This is a genomic window from Ruegeria marisrubri, from assembly GCF_001507595.1.
In the GTDB taxonomy this organism is placed as follows: domain Bacteria; phylum Pseudomonadota; class Alphaproteobacteria; order Rhodobacterales; family Rhodobacteraceae; genus Ruegeria; species Ruegeria marisrubri.
Map to the genome: position 1 here is coordinate 20,869 of NZ_LQBQ01000038.1, position 16,104 is coordinate 36,972.

General features: G+C 65.4%; 11 protein-coding genes and 2 pseudogenes. 6 read left to right on the forward strand and 7 right to left on the reverse strand.

Annotation, left to right across the window (positions count from 1 at the left end):
* Positions 1–363 precede the first annotated feature (363 nt).
* Positions 364–2,424: a recombinase family protein gene (locus AVO45_RS17670; protein WP_068349691.1), complete on the forward strand. Its 2,061-nt coding sequence runs from the start codon at positions 364–366 to the stop codon at positions 2,422–2,424.
* 26 nt (positions 2,425–2,450) lie between these two features.
* Here the strand turns inward: AVO45_RS17670 and AVO45_RS20085 are convergent.
* A pseudogene (locus tag AVO45_RS20085) lies at positions 2,451–2,606 on the reverse strand (IS3 family transposase); the annotation flags it as partial.
* Positions 2,607–2,958: 352 nt separating this feature from the next.
* Entirely contained in the window at positions 2,959–4,569 is a 1,611-nt protein-coding gene (locus tag AVO45_RS17675; protein WP_068350004.1) for a GMC family oxidoreductase, read from the reverse strand.
* Between the two features lie 227 nt (positions 4,570–4,796).
* Between AVO45_RS17675 and AVO45_RS17680 the strand changes: the two genes are divergently transcribed.
* Together AVO45_RS17680 and AVO45_RS17685 are read left to right on the forward strand one after the other, a co-directional pair.
* Positions 4,797–5,255 carry an NUDIX hydrolase gene (locus AVO45_RS17680; RefSeq protein ID WP_068349693.1) on the forward strand — a complete coding sequence of 153 codons (459 nt, stop codon included), beginning with the start codon at positions 4,797–4,799 and terminating at the stop codon, positions 5,253–5,255.
* 93 nt (positions 5,256–5,348) lie between these two features.
* On the forward strand, positions 5,349–6,827 hold the full coding sequence (locus AVO45_RS17685; RefSeq protein ID WP_068349695.1) for an inorganic phosphate transporter: 1,479 nt from the start codon (positions 5,349–5,351) through the stop codon (positions 6,825–6,827).
* A gap of 18 nt (positions 6,828–6,845) precedes the next feature.
* On the opposite strand, the gene AVO45_RS17690 is transcribed toward AVO45_RS17685, so the two are convergent.
* The 4 genes from AVO45_RS17690 to AVO45_RS17705 form a co-directional block, all read right to left on the reverse strand.
* Positions 6,846–7,835, reverse strand: coding sequence for a 2-dehydropantoate 2-reductase (locus AVO45_RS17690; protein ID WP_068349697.1), 990 nt, complete (start codon positions 7,833–7,835; stop codon positions 6,846–6,848).
* Between the two features lie 89 nt (positions 7,836–7,924).
* Complete coding sequence (argF, locus tag AVO45_RS17695) at positions 7,925–8,851, reverse strand: ornithine carbamoyltransferase (RefSeq protein WP_068349699.1); 927 nt, start codon at positions 8,849–8,851, stop codon at positions 7,925–7,927.
* A 76-nt stretch (positions 8,852–8,927) separates the two neighbouring features.
* Complete coding sequence (locus AVO45_RS17700) at positions 8,928–10,115, reverse strand: aspartate aminotransferase family protein (RefSeq protein WP_068349701.1); 1,188 nt, start codon at positions 10,113–10,115, stop codon at positions 8,928–8,930.
* 241 nt (positions 10,116–10,356) lie between these two features.
* A complete protein-coding gene (locus AVO45_RS17705) occupies positions 10,357–12,120 on the reverse strand; it encodes an adenylate/guanylate cyclase domain-containing protein (protein WP_068349703.1) in 1,764 nt (587 codons plus the stop codon).
* Between the two features lie 255 nt (positions 12,121–12,375).
* Between AVO45_RS17705 and AVO45_RS17710 the strand changes: the two are divergent.
* Positions 12,376–13,617, forward strand: a pseudogene (locus AVO45_RS17710) (MFS transporter).
* On the opposite strand, the gene AVO45_RS17715 reads toward AVO45_RS17710, so the two are convergent.
* Complete coding sequence (locus tag AVO45_RS17715; RefSeq protein ID WP_068349705.1) at positions 13,614–14,417, reverse strand: ABC transporter permease; 804 nt, start codon at positions 14,415–14,417, stop codon at positions 13,614–13,616. The pseudogene AVO45_RS17710 and the gene AVO45_RS17715 overlap by 4 nt on opposite strands.
* A gap of 129 nt (positions 14,418–14,546) precedes the next feature.
* Between AVO45_RS17715 and AVO45_RS17720 the strand changes: the two genes are divergently transcribed.
* Positions 14,547–15,122 carry a GcrA family cell cycle regulator gene (locus AVO45_RS17720; RefSeq protein WP_068349707.1) on the forward strand — a complete coding sequence of 192 codons (576 nt, stop codon included), beginning with the start codon at positions 14,547–14,549 and terminating at the stop codon, positions 15,120–15,122.
* Positions 15,123–15,411: 289 nt separating this feature from the next.
* Positions 15,412–16,089 (forward strand): J domain-containing protein, encoded by a 678-nt coding sequence (locus tag AVO45_RS17725; protein WP_068349709.1) that lies wholly within the window; start codon positions 15,412–15,414, stop codon positions 16,087–16,089.
* The last annotated feature ends 15 nt before the right edge of the window (positions 16,090–16,104 follow it).

Sequence of the window (16,104 nt, forward strand, 5' to 3'; positions counted from 1 at the left end):
TCGCAGCAAAAATGGAGCGTCTTTTGCACAGTGGCGCTTGAAGCACCGCGCCTAAACCAAAGCAGGCCAAAACAGTTGCTATCAAAAGGGCGGAGTGGGGGCGTTTGCGGTTGTACAACTGAACGCCAGAACACCCACGTTACCGACCGGCGCGAGGTTCTTTATCCATGGCATCCCTGGTTCGGCAAATCGGTCTATATCCATTCTGTGGTCGACAGCTCCTGCGATGCAGTGTTTCGGTGCAATCTCACCGGCCGCCGGTCGGATCGGCTTCCCGACGACACGCAGCAAACATTGACACGGTTGATGGCACGCCTGATCGCAGAACACGCCGGTGCGGCGGACGGGGGGGGGTGAGCGATCATGAAGCATGAGAAGATTGGTCCGCAGCATTTGGAACGCAAGGCGATCCGTTATGTCCGCCAGTCATCGGCCCACCAGGTCCTGCACCACCGGGAAAGCAGCGCCCTGCAAGATGCCATGCGGGAGTGGCTTTCGGATTTGGGCTGGAGCCGGGTTGAGATCGTGGATGACGACCTCGGCCGTTCTGCCGCCGGGGGTGTCGCGCGGGAAGGCTTTGACCGGATGATCGCCGATGTTTGTCTCGGCAAGGTCGGCGCCGTCGCGACGCGTGAAGTATCCCGCTTTGCGCGCAACAGCCGGGACTGGCAGCATCTCATCGAGATGTGCCGTGTCGTCGACACTCTGCTGATCGATCAGGAAACGGTTTATGCGCCGCGCGATGGCAATGACCGGCTGCTTTTGGGCCTGAAGGGCAGCCTGAACGAATACGAGCTCGACCTGCTCAGGCAACGCTCCCTTGCCGCCCGCCAGGAGAAGGCGCGGCGCGGCGAACTTGTCGTCGCCGCCCCTGTCGGCTTCGTAAAGGCCGGGGATCGGCTTGAGAAAGACCCGGACCGCCGCGTGCAGGAAGCCATATCCCTGGTTTTCGACAAGGTTGCCGAGTTAGGGAGCGCACGGCAGGCCCTCCTGTGGTTCCTCGAACATGGCCTTGAACTGCCCAGCCTGCGCAAACAGGGTGAGGTGGTCTGGCGCCGCCCGACCTATGCCACCATCCACCGCATGATCGTCAATCCGGCCTATGGCGGGGCTTATGCCTACGGCAAAACCCAGGCATCGCCAGGGTTCGGGACATCGGCCGTTCGCAGGAAAGACCGCGAGGAGTGGCTTGCATTGAAGCCGGGCGCGCATGAAGGCTATGTGAGTTGGGAACGGGCAGAGGCGATCCGTAAAATGGTCAGCAACAACGTCCCTCAGAGCCGGCATAATAGTGCAGCCAAACACGGCTCTGCTCTTCTTGCCGGGCTGCTGCGCTGCCGGCGCTGCGGCCGCAAGCTGACGGTTCGCTACACTGGCAAGAAGCACGACGTCCCGCGCTACTCGTGCTGGCGCGGCCTCCTGGACAACGGCGAAGCGCGCTGCATCTCCTTCGGCGGCTTGCGGGTCGATGATGCCATTGAACACGCGCTCCTGCAGGTGGTCAGCCCCGGTGCCATCGCTGCTGCAGAGGCGGCCGCCAAGCAAGCAGTGAGCCAGCGAGACCAGGTCCGCGGCGCGCTTTGCCGTGACTTGGAAGCGGCTCAATACACAACTGACCGGGCCTTCCGGCAATATGATGCGTCCGACCCGGAGAACCGCCTGGTGACCTCGGAGCTGGAAACCCGGTGGAACCGGGCGCTTCAGCGGGTTCAGGAGATCGAGCACAAGCTCGCGCACCACGATACGGCCAGCCCGGACGGAATGGCATTGCCGGCCGAAGACCTGGCCGTCTTGGGGGCCGATCTTGAACGCGTCTGGTTCGCGCCGGTCACCGATGCCAGGCTTAAGAAGCGCATCGTCCGCATGGTGATCCAGGAAGTGGTGGCAGATCTTGATGATGATGCCTCTGAGATCGTTTTGCTGGTTCATTGGGCCGGCGGCGCGCATACGGAAATCCGCCTGAAAAAGCGCCGCCGCGGACAGCGCAACGCAACACCGCCGAATGTTGCCGAGACTGTCCGCCAGCTTGCACGGATCGCCAGCGACGATGTCATCGCAGGCGTCCTGAACCGGACCGGCCTTGCCACCGGAAACGGCAACCGCTGGACCAGAGAGCGGATCACAGCGCTCCGGTCCTACCGCAAAATTCCGGTATTCAAGCCCGATCCCGGCGGCCTCGATCCCTGGCTCAATCTATCCAGCGCGGCCAAGCTGCTCGGGGTGGCCCCAAAAACGTTGCGGTTGGCAGCGGAAACAGGTGAAACCGAGGCGGACCATCCGCTTGCCGACGGGCCGTGGGTATTCGAGCGCGCGGAACTGTCAAAAACGAAGGCACAACAACTCAGGAAACGGGCCCGACAAAACCCCAAACACCCCGCGGCATCGCACCCGGATCAGCAAAACCTTTTTTCTTCAACAACATAGAAAGATGGGCGCAATGAAACAGAGTTGTAATCGATCCATTTTCTGACCCCCGCCTTTGCCTCCGATCCGGTTTCCCATGCATGCAGGTAGACGCATTCGAATTTCAGGCTTAGCCACAACCGTTCGGCGAAGATATTTTCGGGGAACCGACCCTTTCCATTCATCGAGACGCGCACGCCGGATCGGCGGGAAGGTGATATCGACGGCCCGGATCTGATTGGGCCCGGTCACCTGCAAGCCGCGCAGCAGGTGGGGATACGTCTTGTGCCCCTTTGCCTTGCTGGTGTCGGGCCTCTGGTGGATCGGCATGGTGCGACACCTTTCAACGGTGATACGCTACAGCCAATTTGCAATTGGTACACGCCGCGCCAAGCCCTTCAATACAGAGACAGTTTCGGGAGCCATTGGGCGCCGCATCCGCGACAGCACAATCGATTGTTTTGACTGTTCCAACTCTTGCCGGAAGATTTGCACGTGGCGGTCAGGCGGGGGCGCTGCCCCCGTCGCGCTGCGCGCGACTCCCCCGGGATGTTTTCAGCCAGATGAAGAGCGGATCATGTCGGCGGCTTTCTCGGCGATCATGATGACCGGCGAGGCGGTGTTGCCCGAGACGATCCGGGGCATGATCGAGGCGTCGATGACGCGGAGGCCGTCGAGACCGTGGACCTTGAGCTCGGGCGAAACCACCGCCATCGGGTCGTTGCCCATCTTGCAGGTGCCGACCGGGTGGAAGATCGTGGTGGCGATGTTGCCGGCCTCTTGCAGCAGGTCCGCATCGGAGCGGATCGACGGCCCCGGCAGGAATTCCCGCGGGTCGTAGGGTTTCAGCGCATCGGCGGTCATGATCTGCCGCGCCTGCTTGATGGCGGCGACGGCAACCAGCTTGTCGCGGTCTGCGCTGAGGTAGTTCAGGCGGATATCTGGCTGCGGGTCGGGCGAGTTTTGCGTGATGTGGCAGTCTCCCACGCTGTCGGGGCGCAGGTTGCAGACCGACACGGTGATGGCCGGGAAGGGATGCAGGGGATCCCCCAGCCGGTCGGTCGAGAGGGGCTGGACGTGGTATTCGAGATCCGGCGTGGCGAGCGCGGGGTCGGATTTGGTGAAGAGGCCGAACTGGCTGGGCGCCATGGAGAGCGGGCCGGAGCGGCTGAGCGCGTACTCAAGGCCGATGCCGAGGCGCCCCAGCAGCGAGTTGGCCTTTTCGTTGAGTGTCTCGGTGCCCGAGACCTTGAAGACGGTGCGGATCTGCAGGTGGTCCTGGAGGTTCTCTCCGACACCGGGCAGGTCGTGGACCGGGGTGATGCCCAGTGCGGACAGGCGGTCGGGCTGTCCGATGCCGGACAGTTCGAGCAGCTTGGGCGAGTTGATCGCGCCGGCGGCCAGCAGCACTTCGCGCCGGGCGGTGACGGTCACGGGGCGGCCCTTGTGGCGGAACGCGACGCCGGTGACACGCTTGCCGTCGAGGATCAGCCGGTCGGTCATGGCGTGGGTGAGAACGCGCAGGTTCGGCCGTTTCATTGCCGGGCGCAGGAAGGCCTTGGTGGTGTTCCAGCGCACGCCGTTGTTCTGGTTCACCTCGAAAAAGCCCGAGCCCTCGTTGCTGCCGGAGTTGAAATCCTCGGTGGGCAGGTAGCCGAATTCCTTGGCGGCGTCCTGGAAGGCGTGCAGGATGTCCCAGCTGAGGCGCTGGGTGGTGACCTTCCACTCGCCCCCTGCCCCGTGCAGCTCGGATTCGCCCTTGTGGTGATCCTCGGACTTGCGGAAATAGGGCAGCACGTCGTCCCAGCCCCAGCCCGTGTTGCCCATCTGCCGCCAGCCGTCGTAATCGGCCGCCTGCCCGCGCATGTAGATCATGCCGTTGATCGAGGTGCAGCCGCCCAGAACCTTGCCGCGCGGATAGACCAGCGAGCGGCCGTTCAGGCCCGGTTCGGCCGCCGTTTTCATCATCCAGTCCACGCGCGGGTTGCCGATGCAGTAGAGATAGCCCACCGGGATATGCACCCAGTGGTAGCGGTCGTTGCCGCCGGCCTCGAGCAGCAGGACCCGGTTGCCGGGGTCCTCGCTGAGCCGGTTGGCCAGCACGCAGCCGGCGGTGCCGCCTCCGACGATGACGTAGTCGTAGTCGCCTGATAGCTGTTCGGTCATGACGCCCTCCCCTGCCGACAGCTTGCCGATTGGCGCGGGCAGCGCAATGGTCTCATTGCGGTTTCCGCCCCGGGGCAACGTATTCGATCGGGCGTGTCCGGGCGGCGGGTTGACCTTGCGGCGACAGCACACATATGCGATGTGATACCGCGTTACGTTGCATCCGGCGGAAATCCTAGTAAGATGCTGGAAAAATAAACCAAATTACAGGCACTTTCCAAACTCCGATGAAGGAACCGATCCTGAAAGCCTGGGAAACGGTCGTGAAACCGCTGATCCTGCGCCCCAGAGCGGAGCAGGTGGCCGCGCTGTGCGTGCGGCAGAAGGAGGCGGAAAAGGAAGTGCTGCTGGTGACCAGCCGCGGCACGGGGCGGTGGATCGTGCCCAAGGGCTGGCCGATCGACGGGCTTAACGATGCGGACTCGGCGCTGCGCGAAGCGTGGGAAGAGGCCGGCGTCAAGGATGGCAAGGTCAGCGGGGAGCCGGTTGGCCGCTATACCTATGACAAGTTCGTCGGCGGCGGGTTGGCGCAGTCCATCTTGACGAACGTCTATCGCGTCAATGTCGGCAAGCTGGCCAAGAAATATCCCGAGTCGAAGCAGCGCAAGCGCAGGTGGGTCAGCCCGAAAGAGGCGGCCAACATGGTCACGGAACCGGAACTGAAGGCCATTCTGCGCGATCTGTAGCCGTTTGAAGGGCTGAGTCAGGACAAAATGCTTGTTTCGTGCGCCGCAAGGCTATAGGCGCGGGCGCGGAACAGTAAGATGGCCCGAAGAACGATGTCCGATACACAAACCCCGAAACAATGGAAAACCCTCGACAAGGATCTCAAACGCATCTCGCGCGTTGAGCAGGCGACGGCCTATGTCGCGCGCCCGCTGATCACGCCGGGAATCGCGCTGGCCTTCATGGTGCTGGCCGGCATTGCGGCGTCGGTTCTGTTCGGCGGCGTGAACGGCAACCTGATCGTCGTGGCCGCCGCGGTCTTTGGCGCCTACATGGCGATCAACATCGGCGCCAATGACGTCGCCAACAACATGGGCCCCGCGGTGGGCGCCAACGCGCTGACCATGGGCGGCGCCATCGCCATCGCCGCCGTTGCCGAAAGCGCCGGGGCGCTGCTGGCGGGCGGCGACGTGGTTTCGACCATCTCCAAGGGCATCATCGACCCGACATCGGTCGCGAATGCCGAGGTCTTCATCTGGGCGATGATGGCCGCGTTGATCTCGTCGGCGCTGTGGGTGAACCTGGCGACCTGGGTCGGCGCGCCGGTTTCCACCACTCATTCGGTCGTCGGCGGAGTCATGGGGGCGGGCATCGCCGCAGCCGGTCTGAGCGCGGTGGACTGGGGCACGATGGGCAAGATCGCGGCAAGCTGGGTGATCTCTCCGGTCCTCGGCGGGGTGATCGCGGCAGGTTTTCTGGCGCTGATCAAAGCCAAAATCATTTACGTCGAGGACAAGATCGCCGCCTCGCGCCGCTGGGTGCCGATCCTTGTCGCCATCATGGCCGGAGCCTTTGCCACCTATCTGGCGATCAAGGGGTTCAAGCGGATCATCAAGATCGACCTGCAGGTTGCGCTGGCAATCGGGCTGGCTGCGGGCGTTGCCGTCTGGGCCGTCACCGTTCCGCTGATCCGCAAGCAGTCCGAGGGGCTGGAGAACCGGACCAAGTCGATCAAGACGCTGTTCGGCCTGCCACTGGTGATCTCGGCGGGGCTGCTCAGCTTTGCGCACGGAGCCAATGACGTGGCCAACGCGGTGGGGCCGCTGGCGGCCATCGTGCATGCGACCGAGTTCGGTGACTTTGCGGCCAAGGTCTCGATCCCCTCGTGGGTCATGATCATCGGCGCCTTCGGCATCTCGTTCGGGCTGTTCCTGTTCGGCCCCAAGCTGATACGCATGGTAGGCAGCCAGATCACCAAGCTGAACCCGATGCGGGCCTATTGCGTCGCCCTGTCGGCGGCGATCACGGTTATCGTGGCAAGCTGGCTGGGCCTGCCGGTCAGCTCGACCCATATCGCCGTGGGCGGCGTGTTCGGCGTGGGTTTCTTCCGCGAGTGGCACTCGGATCGCCGCCGGAGGAACTCGAACAAGCACCGTCCGCCCGAAAAGCGTCTTGCCCCCGAAGAACGGCAGCGCCGGAAGCTGGTGCGCCGGTCGCATTTCATGACGGTCATCGCCGCATGGGTGATCACCGTTCCGGCGGCGGCGATTATGTCGGGGCTGATCTTCCTGTTGCTGAACGCGATCGTCTGAGGGAACTGGCCGAACGCTTCAGGGACGAATCTCGGCCGGCCTCAGGCCGCTGGAGCGACCCGGATCGGCGTTGGCCTCGGAAACAAGTGCGGCGACCCGCGCGCAGATGGGCGCGGGTCGCCTTTGTTGTTCTGCCAGACGGATGATCTCGCCCTGCAGGCTGTCGATCTCGGTCGGGCGGCCTGCCATGAGGTCATAGGCCATCGAGGTCCGGGCGGTCGGGTCGATGGTCAGCATCCGCGCGGCGATGCGCGAGAAAAGCGGCGTCGGCAGGCGCAGGACATGCGGCACCAGCCACGCGGGCAGCGGCGTGGTAGAAGCGACCTCGATGCCCGCCGATTTCAGGATGCCCAGCGCCTCGGACATCTGGTCGGCCATCAGGCGGCGCCAGTCGCGGTCGAGCAGCTGCTCGCGCAGGGTCAGGCCCGACAGGGCGTTGAGCGCGTTGTTGAGATTGAGGAGCAGCTTGCCCCATCGCACGGCCTCGATGCGGTCGCTCTCGGCCACCGCGAGTTGCGGCACCGACAGGGCGCGGGCGAGATCGCCTGCCCCCGTTTCGATGATGATGTCGCCCGAGGTCGCCCGGTGCCATGTGGCCGGGCCGGTGGGGACCACGTTGAAGGGAACCATGCCTGCGCGCAGGTCGCGTCCGGGCAGATGGGCGCGCAGGGTCCGGGCATTGTCCATGCCGTTCTGCCAAGACAGGACCGGCGCGCTTGGCGGCGCGTGGCGCGCGATGAGGTCGGCCATCGCGGCGGTTGCGCCCGATTTGACCGTGACGATCACGAGATCGGCCGCCCCGAGGGCCGCGGGGTCGTCCGTCAGGGTGAAGCGGTCGGCGGCAAGGGTCTGTCGCAGGCCGGAATAGTCCGAGACCGTCAGGCCGTTCGACCGGATTTCATCCAGGATGCGGGGGCGGCCCAGCAGGGTGACGTCATGGCCGCCCGCGGCCAGAAGCCCCCCGCAGAAGCAGCCGATGCTGCCGGCGCCTGCTATCGCGATCCTCATGGCCCCTCCCCCGGTCGGTCCCCGTCAAGGATGCGGCGGGAGGGGCGGCCGGGCAAGCCCGGCGCGGCATGACGTGGCGGCGGGCGCCGTCAGACGCCGAGGCACCAGCGCATGATGGCCTTTTGCGCGTGCAGGCGGTTTTCGGCCTCGTCGAAGATCACCGAGTGCGGCCCGTCCATCACCTCGGAGGTCGCTTCCTCCTCGCGGTGGGCGGGCAGGCAGTGCATGAACAGCGCGTCGGGCTTGGCATGCGACATGAGTTCGGCGTTGACCTGGTAGGGTCTCAGCAGGTTGTGGCGGCGTTCCTTGGCCGACTGGGAATCGTGCATCGAGACCCAGGTGTCGGCCACCACCAGATCGGCGCCTTCGACCGCCTTGAACGGGTCGCGCTCGACCACCACCTTCGAGCCTTTCTGGCGGGCAAAGCCCATGAACTCTTCCTCGGGGTCGAACTGGGCCGGTCCGGTGAAGGTCAGGTCGAAGCCGAACTGGCCCGCCGCGTGCAGGAAGGAGGCGCAGACATTGTTGCCATCGCCTGCCCAGACGACCTTCTTGCCCTTGATCGGGCCGCGGTGTTCCTCGTAGGTCAGAACGTCAGCCATGATCTGGCAGGGATGCGTGCGGTCGGTCAGGCCATTGATGACGGGGACGTCGGCGTATTCGGCCATCTCGGTCAGGATGGTTTCGTCGAAGGTGCGGATCATGATCATGTCCACGTAGCGCGACAGGACACGGGCGGTGTCGGCGATGGTTTCGCCGTGGCCCAGCTGCATGTCCTTGCCCGACAGCACCATGGTCTCGCCGCCCATCTGGCGCACGCCCACGTCGAAGGAGACACGGGTGCGGGTCGAGGGTTTTTCGAAGATCAGCGCGACCATGCGGCCCGCCAGCGGCTGTTCGTCATCGGGCGCGGCCTTGGGGCGGCCGAGGCGGGCCTTTTTCATGGCGCCGGCCTGGTCGATCATGGACCGCAGCGCGGCTTCGTCGGTTTTGTGGATGTCGAGAAAATGGTTCATGTCGGTTCGTTTCCTGGCTGTCGGTTGCCGGGGGCGCTGCCCCCGGACCCCCGGAGTATTTGGGAAAAGATGAAGATCAGGCGGAGGCGAGCTGTGTCTCGATCTGTTGGGCGGCCTTGTCGAGGCGGATCAAGGCCTGGGCGATGTCGTCCTCGGTCAGCGTCAGGGGCGGCAGCAGGCGGATCACGTTGTCGGCGGCTGGGACGGTGATGACGAGGTTGTCATAACCCGCCTGCACAACGTCGGCGTTGGGCGCCTTGCATTTCAGGCCCAGCATCAGGCCCGTGCCGCGGACCTCTTCGAACACGTCGGGGTGATCGGCAATCAGCCCTTCGAGTTTCTGGCGCAGCAGGCCCGCCTTGCGGTTGACGCCTTCGAGGAAGGCGGGCGTCGCGACGTGATCCAGCACCACGCGGCCCACCGCGCAGCCCAGCGGGTTGCCACCATAGGTCGAGCCGTGGGTGCCGGCGGTCATGCCGCTGGCGGCCTCTTCGGTCGCCAGCACCGCGCCCAGCGGGAAGCCGCCGCCGATGCCCTTGGCCACCATCATGATGTCGGGGGTGATGCCGGCCCATTCATGGGCAAAGAGCTTGCCGGTGCGGCCGACGCCGCATTGTACCTCGTCGAGGATCAGCAGCAGGCCGTTGTCGTCGCAGATCTGGCGCAGGGCCCTGAGTTCGGCGTCGGGGACCGGTCGGATGCCGCCCTCGCCCTGGATGGGCTCGATCAGGATGGCGGCGGTCTTGTCGCTGATGGCGTCGGTCACAGCGTCCAGATCGCCGAAGGCCACATGCACGAAACCGGGCAGCAGCGGGCCGAAGCCCTGGGTCATCTTTTCCGATCCGGCGGCGGCGATGCCCGCCGAGGAGCGGCCGTGGAAGGCGCCTTCGAAGGTGATGATCTCGACCCGCTCGGGCTGGCCCTTGTCGTAGAAATGCTTGCGGGCCATTTTCACAGCCAGTTCGCAGGATTCCGTGCCGGAATTGGTGAAGAACACCGTGTCGGCAAAGGTATGTTCGACCAGCTTGTCGGCCAGCGCCTGCTGCTGCGGGATCTGATAGAGGTTCGAGACATGCCAGACCGCATGGGCCTGCTGCGTCAGCGCCTCGACCAGGGCCGGGTGGGCATGGCCCAGCGCGTTCACGGCGATGCCGGCGCCCAGGTCCAGGAAACGTCGTCCGTCGGCCTCGGTCAGCCAGGCGCCTTCGCCCTTGACGAAGGTCAGGGGCGCACGGTTGTAGGTCGGCAGAACGGACGGGATCATGGGATCATCCTTTTCATCTGGTTTGAGCCCAAGTGAGTGATACACGGGGGCCGGGTTCGTCAACTGGTTTGATGGAGGGTGCGCGGATATGATCACCGCGCGCGATCAGGCGGGCCGGTTACGCAAAATGGCGTCGGCGTCGGAGAGGCGTGTTATGCGCGTGCTTGATCATGCGGGCCTTGTAGAGGCATATCGCCCGGCTGAAAAGCCGGTAAATCTCGGCTGTTGAAAAAACCGCCGGTCAGACCGGCAGGCCCGCGGAAAGCAGGCTCTGCCGGATGCGTTCGGGCGTTCGCGGACTGAGATAGGGCTGGCGGTCGGTATAGGCCGTGGCGGAGAAATCCGGGTCCAGCGAGAGGATGCGGCGGCTTGCCTCGCCAGCGGCCTCAAGGTCTCCGGCCAAGGCGTGGCTGCTGCACAGGGTGACCAGCGGTTCGAGCTGCTTGTGGTCGATGTCGCGCGCGGCTTGGGCCACGCGGATCGCCTGTTGCAGCTGACCCTTGTCGCGGTGGCCGACCGCCAGCATGTTCACCATGGAGGGCGGGTGCGCCATGCGGATGCGCAGGGCCTCACGCGCGTGCTTGATGCCCGCGTCGCAGTCGCCGGAAAATGTCTCGGTGCGGCCCAGCTGCGAGATCGCGAAGGGACAGTTCGAGCGATAGGCCACGCCCTGCCGCGACAGGATCAGGCTTTGCTCGTGCCGGCGTTCATTCAGGCTGATCGCCGCCAGGACCGCGTGGCCGAGGCCGTTGTTGCCCTCGGGCAGGGACACGGCCTGTTCCGACCAGCATTTGGCCTGTTCCATCTCTGCGGCGGGGTCCTGCCCCCAGCCCTCGACTGCCAAGGCGTAGTGCAGCAGCGACAGGTAACATGCGCCCAAGGCGCTTTCGGGATGCACCTGTGCGAGCGTCCGGAAATGCGGAATGGCGGCGCGGCAGGCGCCCTGGTTCCATTCATAGAGGTCGTTGATGCCGCGCAGGAAATGTTCCCAGGCGTCGGGCGTGTCGAGGCCGACGGTGAAATCGCTGGCCACGTGCCCGCCGACCAGCCGGACGCTGAGGGCGCTGGCGACCTCGCGCGCGATGTCGTCCTGCAACGCGAAGACGTCCGAGAGGTCGCGGTCGTACCGGTCGGCCCAGATCGCGTTCCCCGTGGCCAGTTCGGTGACCTGCACGCTGGCCCGGACCCGTGCGCCGGCGGTCTGGACCGCCCCTTCCAGAGCGAAACTGACCGGGACGCTGGCCAAAGCCTCGGCGGCCGAGGCCTCGCCGTTGCGATAGCCGGGATGGCGGCAGGCATTCACGAGGAAGATGTTGGAGAGCTGCACGAGCAGGGTCTGGATGCCCAGCGCGATGCCGTCGGCCACGAAGGCGGCCTCGTTCCCCGGGGTGAGATTGCGGAAGGGCAGGATCGCGATCGAGGGGCGCCGGGGCGCGATGGGCAGCGGGCTGCCTGCGGCGATCCGCACGCCCCCGCCGAAACCGCGCAGGCGAAAGACCCGCACGGGCCTCTCGATATTCTTGAGGGCGCGTTCGCCCATGTCCTCGACATCCAGTTCCATCTGGCCGCGCACATGCTGGACGACGGGTTCGGAGAGGCAGATCCCGCCGGGGTCGGATTCGGTCTGAAGCCGCGCGGCGAGGTTCACGCCGCTGCCGAAGATGTCATCCTCTTCGTGGATGACATCGCCGACATTGATGCCGATGCGAAACTCGATGCGCTTGTCGTCGGGGATGGGCGCGTTGCGGGCGGCCATCTGTTTCTGGAACTCCACGCTGCACCGGACCGCCTCGATCGCGCTGGGAAACTCGATCAGGAAACCGTCACCCATCGTCTTGACGATGCGCCCGCCGTGGCGGGTTATCAGATCGTCGATCAACTCGCGCCTGTGGCTTCGCAGGGCCTCGAGCGTGCCTTCCTCGTCCCGGCCCATCAGGCGCGCGTAGCCCGCGACATCGGCCGAGACGACTGCCGCGAGACGGCGTTCGGATGATGGTTCGGTCATCTCGGCCTCCTGCCCTGTGGGTGTCCAGTATAGCGCGTTCGGGGCCGGATCAGAAATGCGAGTGGCAGCGGGGCCGAATCGGCAATGGGCCTGCACGCCGAAAATCCCCTGGCGCATGGCGGGCCGAACGTTCCGCCGGGGCCTGCGGGCAAAAAAGCGTGACCGAGGTCTGCGCGCGACGCGGGTGTCGCATTCCTTCAAGAAGCCGCCCGTCCGGCACGCAATCTGGGCCAAGTTGGTTAGAGAGATTGTGTCATGCACGAGCGCCGAATTCCCGAATGGGTCCGTCACGCCCCCGCCCCATCGGTGCGGGATTTCGGCATACTTGCCGGTCTCGAGGCCGTGGTGCGGGGGATCCTGATCTCGGTCTTTCCGCTGATCATGTACCGGGCACTGCAGGACGCGGCCACGGTATCGTTCCTGTATTTCCTCGTCGGGGTCATCTCGCTGGTGGCCGGGATGCTGGTACCCTTCGCCATTCGTTACGTGCCGCGGCGCTGGGCCTATACGGCGGGCGGGCTGATGTTCATGGTCAGCGCCGGTCTGGCGGTGCAGGGCAGCGCCGAGGCGGTGGTGGCGGCGCTGGCGCTGAACACGGTGGCCGCCGTCGTCACCTTCATCTGTTTCAACGCCTATGTGCTGGACTATATCGAGCGCATCGAGCTTGGCCGCTGCGAGACCAGCCGGATGTTCTACAGCGCCCTGGGCTGGACCGGCGGCCCGATGGCGGGCGTTCTGCTGATGGAGGTGTGGGCCCCTGCCCCCTTTGTCGTCAGCGCCTGCGCCGCCGCGGTCATGCTGGTGGTGTTCTGGGCGATGCGGCTGGGGAATGGCAAGCTGATCACCAAGGCGAGGGGACAGGCGCGCAACCCGTTTGCCTTTCTGCCACGGTTCTTTGCGCAGCCGCGGCTGGTCGCGGGCTAGATGTTCGCGATGATCCGGTCCTGCGGGTGGTGGATCTATATCGTTTACCTGCCGATCTTCGCCATTCAGAACGGGCTGGGCGAGCAGCTGGGCGGCATCCTGCTGTCGGTGACCAACGGAATGCTGTTTGCCGCGCCGCTGATCCTGCGCTGGGTGCAGGGCCGGTCGCTGCGCTCGGCGGTGCGGATCGGCTTTGCCGCCGCGGGGCTGTGTTTCGGGCTTGCCGGGGCGCTGGCGAATTGGCCCGTGGTCACGGTCGCGGCGCTGGTGCTGGGCTCGATCTGGCTGATCGTGCTGGATATCTGCGCGGGCCTGCCCTTCCTGATGGCGGTCAAGCCCTCGGAACGCACCGAGATGTCGGCGATCTATTCCAGCTATCGCGACGTGTCGGGGATACTGACGCCCGGCGTGGCCTCGGTGGTGCTGCTGTTTGCGCCGGTGGCCGGGGTCTTCGCGGCGGGCGGACTGGCGATGTTCGCCGCCTGGTCCATCGCGGCCCGGCTGCACCCACGGCTGGGGCGCCCGCGCAAGGCGTTCCAGCCGGGCGCCCTGGCCGAACCCGAAGCCGCCTAGGCCTTGAGGCGGTAGCCGGTTCTGAGCATCTGCCAGACGACGAGGCAGACCGCGGCGGTCGCCCCGGTACAGATGGCAAGCCCCAGCAGCGGAGAACTGTCCGAGACGCCGATCATGCCAAAGCGCAGCCCGTCGATCAGGTAGAACACCGGGTTGGCGTGGGTCACGCGGTAGAGGACCGGCGGCAGCGCCTCGACCGAGTAGAATGTGCCCGACAGGAAGGCCAGCGGCGTGACGATGAAATTGGTGATCGCGGCCATCTGGTCGAACTTGTTGGCGAACACGCCGGCAAAGAGGCCCAACGCCCCCATGAAGGCACCGCCCAGCAGCACGAAAACCGCCGCCACCAGCGGATGTTCGGGGGTGATACCGAGAACCAGCGCCAGCGCCAGCCCGACGCAGAGCGCGATCAGTGCGCCGCGCGCCACCGCCCCGGCCAGATAGCCCAGCAGGATCTCGAGCGGCGACAGCGGCGGCATCAGCGTATCGACGATATTGCCCTGCACCTTGGAGATCACCATCGAGGACGAGGTATTGGCAAAGGCGTTCTGGATCACCGTCATCATCATGATCCCCGGCGCAAGGAAGGTCAGGAAGGGCACGCCCATCACGTCCGGGCGGCCCGGGCCGACGGCAATGTTGAAGATCACCAGGAACAGGCCGGCGGTGACCAGCGGCGCCAGCAGCGTCTGCGTCCACACCGCGAGGAAGCGCAGCACTTCGCGCTTGCCCAGCGTGTAGAGGCCCATCCAGTTGAACCGGCCGAACCGATGCACATCCTGATCGACGAAATTCTCCATGTCCAAGCCCTCGCGTGATTCGAAGATGCCTTGTAACTCGACGAACAGTGACTAGAATAGAGAGACAAGACGAATTCCCGAAGGCGGCCGCGAAATCCGGGCCGCTTTCCCGCTTTTGAGAGGCTACCCATGTCCTGGACTGACGAGCGCGTTGAACTGCTCAAGAAAATGTGGGGCGAAGGCCAGTCGGCCAGCCAGATCGCCAAGGAACTGGGCGGGGTGACCCGCAATGCCGTGATCGGCAAGGTGCATCGCCTCGGCCTGTCGAACCGTGCAACCGGCAGCGCGCCGGCCAAGGCAGAGGCCAAGGAAAAACCGGCCCCCGCGCCCAAGGCCGAGACCAAGCCCAAGCCCGCGCCCAAGACCGAACCGGCGCGCCCGGCTCCGGCGCCCGCGGCCGAGGCCAAGCCGGCCGCGCCGGTCCGCCGCCAGATCATCCCGGCCGGCCAGCCGCTGCCGCCGCAGCCCTCGGCCAACGAGATCAGCCCCGAGGCGCTGGCCAAAGTGAACGAGGTCGAGAAAAAGGCCAAGAAACTGTCGCTGATGGAACTAACCGAGCGCACCTGCAAATGGCCGGTCGGCGACCCGGCGACCGAGGATTTCTGGTTCTGCGGCCTGCCCGTCGAACAAGGCAAGCCCTATTGCGAGGCGCATGTGGGTGTCGCCTTCCAGCCGATGAGCGCGCGTCGCGACCGCCGTCGCTGAGAGCCAGAGAAACACGGATCGAAAACCGCGCCTTTCGGCGCGGTTTTTTCGTTGACGCCTCAGACCGCCGCCCGAAGCCTTGTCGTTTTCCCGGTTTGAACCGACTGCCCTTTCCCCTCGCCAAACCGGACAGCCGAAAAATTGCCAGAATACCCCTACCGCGAGCGATCAATGGCCACACCGGCGGCGTATTGTTTTCGATCAACCACCCAAAACCCCGTATAATTTGACAAAAATGGGGCACGGCAGCGAAGGTATTCTCGATCGAAAGTTCATGAGTGTGTTTGGTATGAGTCCGATCGAGAGAGTACGGGCGCGCGCAGCGGCCCTGGAGGAACTGGGTGTTGCGTCTGGCGCCGGCCCCGAAGAAATCCGCGAAGCCTGGAGGCGTGCCGCCTTCGACGCGCATCCCGATCGCGCCGGAGGCGACGGCGACGATTTCGCGCGCGTCAAGGCGGCCTATGACGTGCTGCGCAAAGCAGGCCTGACCGGGCCGGATCGGTCCGAGTCCGCAAACCGGGCCCCCCGCCCACGGCGCCCACGGGTCGCCCCCCGCGACATCTCTTTCAGCGATCAGGAAAAGGCCGCCTGTCAGGCCCTTCTGGACGCCAATCTCGTGAACGCGGAAAACATCGTTTCCGTCACTCCTGCTGATGCCGGAAACGGGGGAATCGCCACTGCGACCCCCTGGAGCGGGCCGAAGGATCATGTCCCTGTAGCGGTCCGCTGCGAGGGGCGCCGCCTGACTTATTTCGTCAACGCAGCCGCAAGCACGGGCATCAATCGCGTCGCCCTGCCTGCCTCGGCGCTGGCAACCTCGCGGAACGCCAGGCCGACGCTGGTGGAGTTCCGCTGCGCCAAGGCCGGGCCGGGCGAAGTCACCGTTCCCGAAGGGCTCCGCTCGCAGCGGTTCCCCGGTGCCAGAAAGGTGTCGATCCGGTTTCTGGGCGACACCGCCGGGGCCTGATCGCCTCGGCCGGTG